The sequence below is a fragment of the Pseudomonas sp. GW823-FHT04A03 genome (genome assembly GCF_058796615.1).
In genome coordinates this window covers 48693-62406 of sequence record NZ_JBXAIV010000002.1, presented here as the reverse complement: position 1 = coordinate 62406, position 13714 = coordinate 48693, and the positions used below count along the sequence as shown (strand labels likewise).

Annotated in this window: 9 protein-coding genes; 7 read left to right on the top strand and 2 right to left on the bottom strand. The window is 58.5% G+C overall.

Translation table 11 applies throughout. From position 1 onward, the window contains the following. Positions 1-32 precede the first annotated feature (32 nt). Positions 33-1658 carry a methyl-accepting chemotaxis protein gene (locus AC1Q9F_RS06110; RefSeq protein WP_492619762.1) on the bottom strand — a complete coding sequence of 542 codons (1626 nt, stop codon included), beginning with the start codon at positions 1656-1658 and terminating at the stop codon, positions 33-35. A 405-nt stretch (positions 1659-2063) separates the two neighbouring features. Between AC1Q9F_RS06110 and aceK the strand changes: the two genes are divergently transcribed. From aceK to AC1Q9F_RS06075, 7 genes are all read left to right on the top strand, one after another. Beyond that, positions 2064-3785: a bifunctional isocitrate dehydrogenase kinase/phosphatase gene (gene aceK / locus AC1Q9F_RS06105; protein WP_085605627.1), complete on the top strand. Its 1722-nt coding sequence runs from the start codon at positions 2064-2066 to the stop codon at positions 3783-3785. A 97-nt stretch (positions 3786-3882) separates the two neighbouring features. Then, positions 3883-5070 (top strand): AAA family ATPase, encoded by a 1188-nt coding sequence (locus AC1Q9F_RS06100; RefSeq protein ID WP_492619763.1) that lies wholly within the window; start codon positions 3883-3885, stop codon positions 5068-5070. Then, entirely contained in the window at positions 5067-5645 is a 579-nt protein-coding gene (locus tag AC1Q9F_RS06095) for a DUF4276 family protein (RefSeq protein WP_492619764.1), read from the top strand. Before AC1Q9F_RS06100 ends, AC1Q9F_RS06095 begins: the two co-directional genes overlap by 4 nt. Before the next feature lie 81 nt (positions 5646-5726). Beyond that, a complete protein-coding gene (gene hrpA / locus AC1Q9F_RS06090; RefSeq protein WP_492619765.1) occupies positions 5727-9638 on the top strand; it encodes an ATP-dependent RNA helicase HrpA in 3912 nt (1303 codons plus the stop codon). Between the two features lie 330 nt (positions 9639-9968). Beyond that, positions 9969-11090, top strand: coding sequence for a beta-ketoacyl-ACP synthase III (locus tag AC1Q9F_RS06085; protein ID WP_007956533.1), 1122 nt, complete (start codon positions 9969-9971; stop codon positions 11088-11090). A 135-nt stretch (positions 11091-11225) separates the two neighbouring features. Beyond that, positions 11226-11837, top strand: a complete 612-nt coding sequence (locus AC1Q9F_RS06080; protein ID WP_492619766.1) for an RNA polymerase sigma factor — start codon at positions 11226-11228, stop codon at positions 11835-11837. Continuing rightward, a complete protein-coding gene (locus AC1Q9F_RS06075; RefSeq protein WP_273902230.1) occupies positions 11831-12067 on the top strand; it encodes an anti-sigma factor family protein in 237 nt (78 codons plus the stop codon). Before AC1Q9F_RS06080 ends, AC1Q9F_RS06075 begins: the two co-directional genes overlap by 7 nt. A 129-nt stretch (positions 12068-12196) precedes the next feature. Here AC1Q9F_RS06075 and AC1Q9F_RS06070 read toward each other — a convergent pair whose 3' ends face one another. Then, the gene (locus AC1Q9F_RS06070) at positions 12197-13519 is read right to left on the bottom strand and encodes a putative porin (protein WP_039772596.1); all 1323 of its coding nucleotides are present in this window, start codon (positions 13517-13519) and stop codon (positions 12197-12199) included. Positions 13520-13714: the final 195 nt, after the last annotated feature.

Below are 13714 nucleotides of genomic sequence, written 5' to 3'. Positions count from 1 at the left end.
GGCAACCGCTAATCGGGCATTTAATTTTCTGATCAGATCACGAAGCGCGTCACCAGTCCGTTCAGGTCGACCGCCAGCCGCGACAGTTCCTGACTGGCAGCAGACGTCTGGGTAGCACCGGCAGCGGTCTGGGTGGACAGATCGCGGATGGTCACCAGATTTTCATCGACTTCCCGTGCCACCAGCGCCTGTTGCTCGGCGGCGCTGGCGATCACCAGGTTGCGCTGGTTGATCTGCGAAATCGATGCGGTGATTTTCTCCAGCGCATGGCCGGCGCTGTTGGCCCGGCGCAGGGTGTGGCTGGCCTGTTCGGCGCTGCTTTGCAGCGCGTCGACCGTGGCTCCGGTGCCTTGCTGGATGCTGCTGATCATCAGCTCGATTTCTTCGGTGGAGTTCTGCGTGCGCTGGGCCAGCGAGCGGACTTCATCGGCAACCACTGCAAACCCACGTCCGGCCTCGCCGGCCCGCGCGGCTTCAATGGCGGCGTTCAGGGCCAGCAGGTTGGTCTGCCCGGCGATGCCGCGAATCACTTCCAGAACCTTGCTGATGTCCTGGGCCTGAGTCGCAAGACCCTCGGCCTGTTCGGACGCGCCCAGCACGGCGCTGACCAGTTCCTGAATCGAACTGATGGTCTCGCTGACCTGCACATGTCCGTGCTTGCTGTCCTCGTTCGAGGCTTCGGACGCCTCGGCACTGGACACCGCATTGGCGGCCACTTCATCGACCGCCGTACTCATCTCGGTAACCGCCGTGGCAGCCAGTTCGATCTGGTCATTCTGTTGTTGTAGGCCGCGGGTGCTCTGTTCCATCACCGAACTCATTTCCTCGGCAGCGGAGGCCAGTTGCTGGGCCGACTCGCTGATGCCGCGAATGGTCGAGCGCAGATTGCCCTGCATCTCCGCCAGAGCCGTCAGCAACTGCGCCGCTTCATCACGACCCTCGCTGTCGATGCGACCGCTGAGGTCTCCCGAAGCAATTCGCCGAGCCACGTTCAGTGCCTGATTGATCGGCGCAGTGATGCTGCGGGTCAGCAACCAGGCCAGCAGCAACGTGGCAATCAGGGCGATGACGATGATCGTGGCGACGATCCATAGCGCCTGCTGGTACATCGCCGCAGCGGACCTGGCCGCGACGTCCGCGCCTTGCTGGTTGAGGCTGATCATTTGCTCCAGCGCCTTGTCGAGCACCGTGCCCTGGGGCGCCAGTTCGTTGGTCAGGCGCGCGTAGGCCTGATCGTTTTGTCCGGCGTCGATCTGTTTGATGATCTGGTCGAGGATGCTCAGGTACTTGGCGGTGTCGGCGCTCAGACCTTCCAGCATCGTCCGCTCCTGATCATTGGCAATCAGGGCCTTGTGATCGTCGAGGCGCTTGAGCAATTCCTGGCGTTGCGCGGTGAGAAGGCCTTTGCTGCGTTCGCGAACGGCAGCCTGGGTGCTGGTGATCAGGCGCAGGGATTCGAGGCGGATGCTGGCGATGTTCGCCGCTGCGTCATGGATGCTTTCGATGCTGGGCATCCACGATTCCTCGATCACCGCCGCGCTCTCGCGCAGGGTTTTCATCTGGCCCAGACCGAACAGGCCGACCACCACCAGCAGACTGGCCAGAACGGCAAAACACAAACTGGCGCGCAAACCGATGCGCAGATTCCGGATAGACATCAATGTGCTCCTTGGGCGTTTGGGGAGAGGTCGTCCTCGTGAGCGAGGATCTTGTTGTGAGGCGGGTGATGGCGGGCTGTATATCAAAGTGCCACTATCTTGGTAAGACCAGTCGCTGACGGGAATGGACAGGCATGAACAAGTCGAGCAAAAGCTCAGGCTAGAGATGTCGCCGCTGAATTGGATCCGAAACTCAGAGAAAACGCGGGCTGGCGCCCAGTGATGTGGGGAGCCTGAGGAGACGTTTATTGACCGATCGGTCGATTAAAAAACTTTGATAAAAACTGTGTCGTTGTACAAGCCGCAAGAGGATTTGGCAGAAATTGCGCTTCTCCTGCGCCCGCTTCCGTGGCTAAGCTCAGGCCTTCGAGCACAGATTCTCCAATTCCCGCAGAGGTCTCATCTATGCCGCAGCAATGGCCAGCCACCGACATCGCCCGCCTGATCCTCGATGGCTTTGACGATTACCGCGAGCATTTCCGGCGGATCACCGACGGCGCCCGGGAGCGCTTCGAACAGGCCCGCTGGCAGGACACGCAAACTGCGTCGGCGGCGCGGATCAACCTCTACGAAGAAAAGGTCGGTGAAACCGTCGCCCGCCTGCGCGAGTACTTCGAGCCGGACACCTTGATGGATGTCACCTGCTGGCCGCTGGTGAAAAGTGCCTACATCAGCATCATCGACCTGCGCTTCGACGATGAACTGTCCGAGACCTGGTACAACTCGATTTTCTGCGGCCTGTTCAGCCACGACCTGATCAGCGACGGCTGCATGTTCATCCACACCACCCGGCCAAGCCTGCGTCGGGCCCGCGCCGCGCAAACCCGCACCTATAAACCCCAAGGGCAGATCTCGGCCATGCTCGCGAGCATCTTTGCCGATTACCGCTTCAACGAGGCCTACGCCGATCTGCCCGGTGACTTGCATCGCCTGGAAGCGCAGCTGCGCGAGAACCTGCCGGACTGGGTGTGCAAGGACCCGGAGTTGAGTGTCGAGCTGTTTTCCTCGGTGCTGTACCGCAACAAGGGCGCGTACCTGGTCGGGCGCATCTATACCAACGACGATCAATGGCCGCTGGTGATTCCATTGCTGCACCGCGAGGGGCGGGGGATTCAGATCGACGCGCTGATCACCGACGAAGCCGATGTGTCGATCATCTTCTCGTTCACCCGCTCGTATTTCATGGTGGATGTGCCGGTGCCGGCGGAGTTCATCGGTTTCCTCAAACGCATCCTGCCGGGCAAGCACATCGCCGAGCTGTACACCTCAATCGGTTTCTACAAACACGGCAAGTCCGAGTTCTACCGCGCCCTGATCAATCACCTGGCCAACACCGACGACCAGTTCATCATGGCGCCGGGCGTGCGCGGCATGGTCATGAGCGTGTTCACGCTGCCGGGCTTCAACACCGTATTCAAGATCATCAAGGACCGGTTCTCACCGTCGAAAAACGTCGACCGCGCCACGGTGATCGAGAAGTATCGACTGGTGAAAAGCGTCGACCGCGTTGGGCGCATGGCCGATACACAGGAGTTCGCCGATTTCCGTTTTCCCCTGAGCAAGTTCGAGCCGGCGTGCCTGGCGGAGCTGCTGGAAGTTGCGCCGTCGACGGTGTCGCTGGAAGGCGAAACCGTGCTGATCCGCCACTGCTGGACCGAACGCCGGATGACGCCGCTCAACCTCTATCTGGACAACGCCAATGAAGCCCAGGTGCGTGAAGCGCTGGAAGACTATGGCCTGGCGATCAAGCAACTGGCGGCAGCGAACATCTTCCCCGGCGACATGCTGCTGAAGAACTTCGGCGTCACCCGCCATGGCCGGGTGGTGTTCTACGACTACGACGAGATCTGTTTCCTCACTGAAGCGAACTTCCGCCACATCCCGGCACCACGCACGCCGGAGGATGAAATGGCCTCCGAGCCTTGGTATTCGATCGGGCCGCTGGACGTGTTCCCCGAGGAGTTTCCGCCGTTCCTGTTTGCCGATTCGGCACAGCGCAAACTGTTCGATCAGCTGCATGGCGAGTTGTACAACGCTGATTACTGGAAGGGTTTGCAGGAGGCGATTCGGGCGGGGAAAGTCATCGACGTCTTTCCGTATCGGCGAAAGGGCCTGGATAACGAGTGAGCGGCCAACGCAGTTGTAGAGGATGAATGGCAATTGTTTATGTGGTCTGTGACAATGCCAAGCTAATCAAACGACAGTTCGGATGGTCGAGGCACCTATGAAAATCGAATCAATTCGGCTAAAAAACTTTAAAGTTTTTCGCGATGTACATTTGAAGGATATCCCTCCTTTTTTAATTGTGGTGGGGGCTAATGGTGCAGGAAAGACCTCTCTCTTTGATGTGTTTGGGTTCTTGCATGATTGTTTAAAAGGAAATGTTAGGCAGGCTTTAGATAGCCGTGGTCGTTTTAGAGAGGTCCTTAGTAGAGATAGTGATGGGGACACGATCCTTATAGAAATTCAATACAGGATGCCTATCGCCGGCGTTAATCGTTTGGTTACATACTCGCTTGAAATTGGAGATCGCAACAACATTCCTTATGTTAAGCGCGAGATTCTCAGGTATAAGCGTGGACGTTACGGTAGTCCCTACCGTTTTCTTGATTTTGAGAATGGTCAAGGTTTTGCCATTACTAATGAAGAAGACTTTCAGCGTTCCGATGAAGAGTTGGATCGTGAATATCAGTCCGTTGCTTCCGATACGCTGGCAATCAAAGGGTTAGGGCAATTTGAAAAATTTAAGGCTGCTAATGCTTTTAGGCAGTTAATCGAACAGTGGCATGTGTCTGATTTTCACATCAGTTCGGCGAGGGGTAGGAAGGAACCTTCGGGCGACTCAGAGCACTTGTCTGAGTCTGGTGATAATTTACCGTTAGTTGCTCGCTATATGCATGAGCAGCATCCAGAGCAGTTTAGGAAAATTCTGGATACCATGTCTCGAAGAGTGCCAGGAGTGAAAACCATTGAGCCACTCCTAACTGCTGATGGTTATTTGACATTAAGGTTTCAGGATGGCGCCTTCAAAACTCCATTTTTGGATCGATATGTTTCAGACGGCACAATTAAAATGTTTGCCTATATGGTGCTTTTGCATGATCCAGCACCTCACCCGCTGCTTTGTGTTGAGGAGCCAGAAAATCAGCTCTATCCAACGCTAATGCAAGAGTTGGCTGAGGAGTTTCGAGGCTATGCGTTGCGAGGTGGTCAGGTTCTTGTTTCAACTCACTCGCCTGATTTTTTGAATGCGGCAGAGTTGGATGAAGTTTGCTGGTTGGTGAAAAAAGAGGGTGGGACTGAAGTTCGCCGAGCTAAGGACGATGCGCAAATTTGTGCCTATATGGCTGATGGCGATCAACTGGGATACTTGTGGAAACAAGGCTTTTTTGATGGGGCCGATCCACAATGAGAAAAGAGTTAGTGTTTTTATTAGAAGAGCGCTCTGCGAAAGTTATGCTGGAAAGCCTTCTGCCGAGAATGCTCGATGAACGAATTGAATTTAGATTAATTGCTTTTGAGGGCAAGCAGGACTTGGAAAAACGCATGGTTATGCGCATGAAGGGGTATGTAAATGCTGAGGCCCGCTTTGTTGTAATGCGAGATCAGGATAGTGACCCAAACTGCATAGCTCTAAAATCAAGATTGGTCGCCAAGTGCCAAGAATCAGGTAGAGGGGCGGTCAGCTTGGTTCGTATCGCTTGCCGAGAACTCGAAACTTTTTATCTGGCGGATCTTAAGGCTGTAGAAGAAGCTCTCTCCTTAAAAGGAATAAGCGAAAAGCAGAATGCTGCAAAGTTTCGTAGTCCAGACTATCTGGTGTCGCCTAGTCATGAGCTGAAAATTATAAGTAAGCAGAAGTATGAAAAGATTAATGGTTCGCGTGAGATAGGGCGATATTTGGATATTGATAATGTCCGTTCTGATAGTTTTCGTAATTTGGTCCAAGGGATAAAGCTTCTAGAAAGAGAGCTTCTCTCCTTGTGATAGAGACGCTATTCGGTGCTCTCGAACTTTGTGTGGTAAGTTTTCTACACTGCAACCATTTATAAGAAATTTGTATTCCCGATGACCGACGAATCGCCCTCCATCGACAAACTGCTGAAAAACCTCGATCACGCCATGCTCGCCGACCGCCACCGGCTGCGGCGGCAGTTGCTTGAGCTGCGCAAGAAACCCGACGAGGCCAGGCTGGCCCAGTGGGTGGCGCGCATGCAGGCTTCCTGCGATCAGGTGCTGGCGCGCAAGGCCAGCCTGCCGGTGATCCGTTACGACGACAGCCTGCCGATTGCGGCCAATCGTGACGAAATCAAGAAGGCCCTGGAAAAGCACCAGGTGCTGATCATCGCCGGCGAAACCGGCTCGGGTAAAACCACCCAGTTGCCGAAAATCTGTCTGGAGATCGGTCGTGGCCAGCATGGTCTGATCGGCCACACCCAGCCTCGGCGGATCGCGGCGCGCAGCGTGGCCAGTCGGGTTGCCGAAGAACTCGGCACGCCGCTGGGCGCGCTGGTCGGCTATCAGGTACGGTTCGAGGATCAGAGCGATTCCAATACCCTGATCAAACTGATGACCGACGGCATTCTGCTGGCGGAAACCCAGAACGACCGCTACCTCGAACGCTACGACACGATCATCGTCGACGAAGCCCACGAACGCAGCCTCAACATCGACTTCCTGCTCGGTTACCTGAAAACCCTGCTGCCGCGTCGTCCGGACCTGAAAGTCATCATCACGTCGGCGACCATCGATCTGGAGCGTTTCTCCAAGCATTTCGACGATGCACCGATTGTCGAGGTTTCCGGCCGCACCTTCCCGGTTGAAACCTGGTATCGCCCGCTGACGCTTGAGCAGGACGAAGAGGGCAACCGCGTCGAAGACGACCTGACCGTGGATCAGGCGATCCTCGCCACCCTCGACGAAATCGCCGCTTACGAGCGCAGCGAGCGCCGCAGTCCCGGCGATGTGCTGGTGTTCCTGCCGGGCGAGCGCGAGATTCGCGACGCTGCCGACATGCTGCGCAAGGCGCAGCTCAAACACACCGAGATCCTGCCGTTGTACGCGCGCCTGTCACCGGCCGAACAGCAGCGGATTTTCCAGTCGCATCCGGGCCGTCGTGTGGTGTTGGCGACCAACGTTGCCGAAACTTCGCTGACCGTGCCGGGCATCCGTTACGTGATCGACAGCGGCACCGCGCGCATCAGCCGCTACAGCTACCGCGCCAAGGTCCAGCGACTGCCGATCGAAGCGATCTCCCAGGCCAGCGCCAACCAGCGTAAAGGTCGCTGCGGCCGGGTCGAGCCGGGTATCTGCGTGCGCCTGTACAGCGAGGAGGATTTCCTCGGTCGCCCGGAATTCACCGATCCGGAAATCCTGCGCACCAACCTCGCGGCGGTAATCCTGCAGATGCTCCATCTGCGTCTCGGCGAGATCACCGATTTCCCGTTTATCGAGCCGCCGGACGGCAAGGCGATCAGCGACGGTTTCAACCTGCTGCAAGAACTCTCGGCGGTGGATCGCAACAGTCAGCTGACCCCGCTCGGCCGCCAGTTGGCGCGCCTGCCGGTGGACCCGCGCATGGGCCGCATGCTGCTCGAAGCGGCAAAACTCGGCAGCCTGCAGGAAGTGCTGATTGTCGCCAGCGCCATGTCGATTCAGGACCCGCGCGAGCGTCCACCGGAGCGTCAGCAAGCCGCTGACCAGGCCCACGCCCAGTGGAAGGATATCGATTCGGACTTCGCCGGGCTGGTCAATCTGTGGCGTGGTTTTGAAGAGCAGCGCCAGGCGCTGACCGCCAGCCCACTGCGCAACTGGTGCCGGAAGAATTTCCTCAACTACCTGCGGTTGCGCGAGTGGCGCGACTCCCATCGTCAGTTGAGCCTGATCTGCCGCGACTTGCAGCTGAGCCTGAACAAAGAGCCGGCGGATTATCCGAAGCTGCATAAAGCGGTACTGGTCGGCTTGCTCAGCCAGATCGGACAGAAAACCGAGGACGGCGATTACCTTGGCGCCCGTCAACGGCGGTTCTGGATTCACCCGTCGTCGGGCATCGGCAAGAAGCGCCCGCAGTGGGTGATGACCGCCGAACTGGTGGAAACCACCAAGCTCTACGCGCGGATGGTGGCGAAGATCGACGCCGACTGGATCGAACCGCTCGCCGGGCACCTGATCAAGAAGAACCACTTCGAACCGCACTGGGAGAAGAAGCGCGGCCAGGTCGTCGCGTTCGAACAGATCACCCTGTTCGGCCTGATCGTGGTTGGTCGTCGACCGGTGCATTACGGCCCGGTGGATCCGGTGGTATCGCGCGAGCTGTTCATCCGCGAAGGCCTGGTGCGGGGCGAGATTCAGTCCCGGGCCAAATGCCTGACTGCCAACAAACAATTGCTCGAACAGCTCGACGAACTGGAGGCCAAGGCCCGTCGCCGGGACATTCTGGCCGACGAGGAAACCCTATACGCGTTCTACGACGCGCGTTTGCCGGCGGAGATTCACCAGACCGCGACCTTCGACAGCTGGTATCGGGTCAACAGTCAGAAAGATCCGCAACTGCTGATCATGCGCGAGGAAGACGTGCTGGCTCGCGAAGCCAGTGAAGTCACAGCCCAGCATTACCCGGACACGCTGCACATCGGCGATCTGGAACTGGCGCTGAGTTATCACTTCGAACCGAATCACCCGCGCGACGGCGTGACCCTGCGTGTGCCGGCGCCGCTGTTGCCGATGCTGCCGCCGGAGCGCCTGGAGTGGCTGGTGCCGGGGCTGATCGAGGCCAAGTGCATTGCGCTGGTGCGCAACCTGCCCAAGGCCCTGCGCAAGAACTTCGTGCCGGTGCCGGACTTCATCAAGGCCGCGCTGCAACGCATGACGTTTGCCGAAGGTTCGTTGCCGCAAGCGCTGGGCCGCGAACTGCTGCGCATGACCGGCGCGCGGGTCAGCGATGAAGCCTGGGCCGAAGCGGCGCAACAAGTCGAAAGTCACCTGCGGATGAACCTGGAAATCGTCGACGGCCAGGGCAAGTTCCTTGGCGAAGGACGGGATCTGGCCGAGCTGACCGCACGTTTCGCTGAAGCCAGCCAGGCTGCTTTGGCCGTGCCGCAAAGTGCGAAAAGCCAGCAACCGGTGGAGGCCAAGGTCTTCGCCCCGGTGGCGGAAAAGACTCAGCAGAAGATCGCCGGGCTGTCGATGACGGTTTATCCGGCGCTGGTGGAAGAGGGCGGCACCGTCAAGGAAGGTCGCTTCTCGACCCCGGCCGAAGCCGAATTTCAGCATCGCCGCGCCTTGCAGCGCCTGTTGATGCAGCAACTGGCGGAACCGGCCAAGTTCCTGCGCGGCAAGTTGCCGGGCCTGACTGAAATGGGCCTGCTGTACCGCGAACTGGGCCGCGTCGATGCGCTGGTGGAAGACATTCTGCTGGCCAGCCTCGACAGCTGCATTCTCGACGGCGAAGACCCGTTGCCGCGTGACGGCGCAGGTCTGGCGGCACTGGCCGAGCGCAAGCGCGGCAGCTGGACCGAGCACGCCGAGCGCGTGGCACGTTTGACCCTGGAAATCCTCAAGCTCTGGCACGGCCTGCAAAAACGCTTCAAGGGCAAGATCGACCTGGCTCAGGCGGTGGCGCTGAACGACATCAAGCAGCAGCTCAGTCATCTGGTGTATCCGGGCTTCGTCCGGGAAACGCCGATGCTCTGGCTCAAGGAGTTGCCGCGCTATCTGAAAGCGGTCGAGCAACGTTTCGAGAAGCTGGGCGCGCAGGTGCAGAAGGATCGGGTGTGGAGCGGCGAACTCGCCGGGCTCTGGACGCAATACCAGACCCGCGCCGCCAAACATGCGCAGGAAGGCAAACGCGATCCGCAGCTCGAGCTGTATCGCTGGTGGCTGGAGGAGTATCGGGTTTCGCTGTTCGCCCAACAGTTGGGGACGAAAGTGCCGATCTCCGACAAGCGGCTGAACAAACAATGGAGCCAGGTAGAACCCTGATTCCGAGGCTGTACAGATCCCCTGTGGGAGCGAGCTTGCTCGCGAATGTGGCGGGTCAGGCGATCAAGATTTTGACTGATGTACCGCCTTCGCGAGCAAGCTCGCTCCCACAAGGAATTTCCCGTTGCTCCCGGGAATGGGGCCAAAACCTTGGGTTTATGGCAAACTTCGCCACCATAAATGCCGTTTTCGCGTCCCAGAGCCTTTGCCGGGCCGCGCAACGGAATAAAGCGATGCCAGGTTTTTGCGTCCCTTATACGGGAATGGACCCTTTGCGTGTTGGCACGTCGGTGCCAGCACTTTCTGCCTGAACAGATTAGAGAAACGACCATGCATAACGTCGTCATCAGCGGCACCGGCCTGTACACCCCGGCCAACAGCATCTCCAACGAAGAGCTGGTGCAGTCTTTCAATACCTACGTCGCCCAGTTCAATGCGGACAACGCCGAAGCCATCGCCAGCGGCGAAGTCCAGGCCCTGACCGAGTCCAGCGCCGCGTTCATCGAAAAAGCTTCCGGCATCAAGAGCCGCTTTGTCATGGACAAGGACGGCATCCTCGACCCGCAACGCATGGCGCCACGTCTGCCGGAGCGTTCCAACGACGAATGGTCGGTGCTCTGCCAGATGGCCATCGGCGCTGCCGAACAAGCCCTGCAGCGTGCCGGCAAGACTGCCGCTGACATCGACGGTGTAATCGTCGCCTGCTCCAACCTGCAACGCGCTTATCCAGCCATCGCCATCGAAGTCCAGGAAGCGCTGGGCATCCAGGGTTTCGGTTTCGACATGAACGTTGCCTGCTCGTCGGCGACCTTCGGCATCCAGCAAGCGGCCAACACCGTGCAACTGGGCCAGGCCCGGGCGATCCTGATGGTCAACCCGGAAGTCTGCACCGGTCACCTGAACTTCCGTGACCGTGACAGCCACTTCATTTTCGGTGACGCGGCTACTGCGGTGATCATCGAGCGTGCCGATACGGCGACGTCGAAACACCAGTTCGACGTGGTCAGCACCAAACTGCTCACCAAGTTCTCCAACAACATCCGCAACAACTTCGGCTTCCTCAACCGCGCAGCGGAAGAGGGCATCGGCGCCCGCGACAAACTGTTCGTGCAGGAAGGTCGCAAGGTGTTCAAGGACGTCTGCCCGATGGTGGCCGAACTGATCGGCGAGCACCTGGAAGAGAACAAGCTCAACGTCGGTGACGTGAAGCGCTTCTGGCTGCACCAGGCCAACCTGAGCATGAACCACCTGATCGTGCGCAAGCTGCTGGGCCGCGAAGCCACCGAAGAAGAAGCCCCGGTGATTCTCGACACCTACGCCAACACCAGCTCCGCCGGTTCGGTGATCGCGTTCCACAAATATCAGGACGATCTGGCAGCCGGCTCGCTGGCGGTGCTGAGTTCGTTCGGTGCCGGTTACTCGATTGGTAGTGTGATTCTGCGTAAACGCTAAAATCGGGTTCATTTCCTCTTAATCGCGCTGACGTTTCCTACATCCGAATCGGCGCGAACGCTGTAATTTTCGAAAGTGGCGGCAGGCGAAGTCCTGCCGCTATCATTTTCGAAGTCAGGAACAGGGGATTGATGGATGGCAGTTGACGACACCCGATTGCTTGAGCGGCTGCTCGCCGGTGAGCAAAAGGCCTTCAAGGAGCTGGTCAGTACCTATCAAAGCCCCATGCGCGCGGTGGCCTACGCGATTGTCGGTCAGCGCCATGTCGAAGAAGTGGTGCAGGATGCCTGGCTGTCGGTGGTGCGCCATATCGGCAGCTTTGAAGGCCGCTCCAGTCTCAAGACCTGGCTGCTGACCATCACCGCCAACTCGGCCAAGAGCCGCTACAAACTCAATCGTCGCGAAGTGTTGCTGGATGATCTGCCGTCCCCCCACGGCACCATCGACGACGATCGTTTTTCTCCCGGCGACGGCCACTGGCTGGTCGCACCGTTCGCCTGGCACCAGGACACGCCCGAAGCGTTGCTGACAGAAGGCGAGCTGCGTGAATGCCTCGAGCACACGTTGTTGAGCCTGTCGGAACTGCAAAGCAGCGTTCTGTTGTTGCGCGAACGTCAGGGCCTGGAGCTGGAGGAGATCTGTAATCTTCTGGAGATCTCGCTCTCCAATGTCCGCGTGCTGCTGCATCGGGCACGTTTGAAGGTCTTTGCGACCGTGGAGCATTTTGAGGAGACGGGAGAATGTTGACCTGCAAGGAGCAAGTGGCGCGATCCAGCGATTATCTTGATGGCCAGTTGAGCTTTCGCGAGAAACTGATGGTGCGTCATCACCTGATGTTCTGCCGCAATTGCCGGCGTTTCATTCGCCAGATGCGTTTGATGCAGGCGACGTTGCGGGCGATGCCGCAAAAGCCTGAAGAGGGCGTGGACGCGTTGGCCGAGCAGCTGGCACAGCTGCGGCGCAAGGACAGTCCCTGAAAACACAGACTGGCGCGGTCGCAGCGAACGGATGATGGGGATCGCTGCGGCCGCGCCAGTCTGTTGAAGCCTCTTCAAACGATGGAACCGGATGTACAACCCATCGTTTGAAGTCTGTTGCCGGGTTGCTTAGAACTTCGCTTCCGCGTCCAGCTGCAGGGTGTTGGTGTCTGCATCACGCTGGGTACGGCTGGAGAAGTCGGCCTTGGTCAGGAAGTAAGTCGCACCGATGGCGAAGTTCTTGTCGATGTCGTAACCGACCTTGAACTTGTGGCCACGGGAACCGGTGGTGCCGTTGGCGAAGTCCGAATCGGTGAAGGCGCCGACCACAGCGTTGCGCTGCACGTCACGATAGTTGTAGTCGAGGTTCAGGCCGAAGACTTTCGACTTGGCACCCACCAGCCAGGCGGTGTCCTGATCGGTCACTGCATCGTTGTTCTTCACGTACTGACCGTAGAACGACAGCGGCATTGGCAGGCCGCCGATGTCGACCTGGCTGAAGCCTTCGTACAGACGGAATTCGTTGTCGGCCGAGTTGCCGTTGACGGCCAGGGCGCACGGCGTGGAAGTACCGGTGCAACGGCTGTCTTCGTCGTTCTGGTAGGCGTAGACGCTGCCGCCCAGGGTCAGTTTCAGGTTGTCGGTGATGGCGAAGCGGCTGCCCAGCTGGCCGGCAGTCAGGCGCAGGTCGTGACGGAATTGCACGCCGTCGCCGTCGACGTTGTCCTTGAGGTTGTAGTTACCCAGGCTGCCGAACAGTTCGACGCTGCTACCCAATGGATACTTGTAGGTAACGGCCAGACCTTCCGGGTTGATGTCGCTGTCCCAGATTACGTCGCCCATGCTCACCCACGGTTGCAGCATCTTGCCGCCGATGATGTGCAGGTTCTTGATCTGGTCCGGGTGGTAGTCGATGTAGCCCAGGTCGAGCCAGATCTGCTTCTTGTCGAAGTAGTTGTCCTGATCCTGGTTGGTCGAACGGGCGTCGTCGCCGCCGCCGGTGGCGATACGGATGCCGGTGTCGACTTGCGGGTTGATCTCGGTGTACGCACCCAAACGGGCACGGATACGCTGGCGATCCTTGTCGCGGCCGCCGTTGTTCGGCTCGCCATCGATCTTGATGGTTTCCTGACGGATACGCACGTCGCCCTTGAACTGGGTCTTGGCGGCCCAGGCCAGTTTCTGGTCGAAACTGCTGAGTTCGTTGGTTTTCTTCGCGGTCGCCGCGATTTGCTCGTTGGTCTCTTGCTGCGCCTGCTGCGCGATTTGCTGAGCCTTCTGATCCTTGGCCAGTTCAGTTTGCAGTTCAACGTACTGCGCCTGGGAAATCGAACCGTTAGCCTTGAGCATGTCGAGCAGTTTGGCGTCGACTGCGGCACTGGCCGGTACACTCATGGCCAGCAACAGGCCACCGCACAGGGCCGCCGCAGTTTTCGTGGAAGCAAGACGCATAGCAATCTCCGAAGATGAAAAGGGGATGGCTGAACCATCCTGGGCACAACCGACGGTTTGACGGTCGGAAAACAGTGTCCGGGGTAGAACCCGGCGCTCTAAAAACAGGCGCCAGTATCGCGATGGTTTATGACAGAGCAGTGGCACGATGATGGCAGGTTGATGACGATACAAAACTGCCGTGAACTATTGATC

Bases quoted from the DNA above. Each gene is read 5' to 3' on its own strand.
- AC1Q9F_RS06110 (WP_492619762.1), bottom strand. From the start codon at position 1,658: ATGTCTATCCGGAATCTGCGCATCGGTTTGCGCGCCAGTTTGTGTTTT.
- aceK (WP_085605627.1), top strand. From the start codon at position 2,064: ATGCCGCAGCAATGGCCAGCCACCGACATCGCCCGCCTGATCCTCGAT.
- AC1Q9F_RS06100 (WP_492619763.1), top strand. From the start codon at position 3,883: ATGAAAATCGAATCAATTCGGCTAAAAAACTTTAAAGTTTTTCGCGAT.
- AC1Q9F_RS06095 (WP_492619764.1), top strand. From the start codon at position 5,067: ATGAGAAAAGAGTTAGTGTTTTTATTAGAAGAGCGCTCTGCGAAAGTT.
- hrpA (WP_492619765.1), top strand. From the start codon at position 5,727: ATGACCGACGAATCGCCCTCCATCGACAAACTGCTGAAAAACCTCGAT.
- AC1Q9F_RS06085 (WP_007956533.1), top strand. From the start codon at position 9,969: ATGCATAACGTCGTCATCAGCGGCACCGGCCTGTACACCCCGGCCAAC.
- AC1Q9F_RS06080 (WP_492619766.1), top strand. From the start codon at position 11,226: ATGGCAGTTGACGACACCCGATTGCTTGAGCGGCTGCTCGCCGGTGAG.
- AC1Q9F_RS06075 (WP_273902230.1), top strand. From the start codon at position 11,831: ATGTTGACCTGCAAGGAGCAAGTGGCGCGATCCAGCGATTATCTTGAT.
- AC1Q9F_RS06070 (WP_039772596.1), bottom strand. From the start codon at position 13,519: ATGCGTCTTGCTTCCACGAAAACTGCGGCGGCCCTGTGCGGTGGCCTG.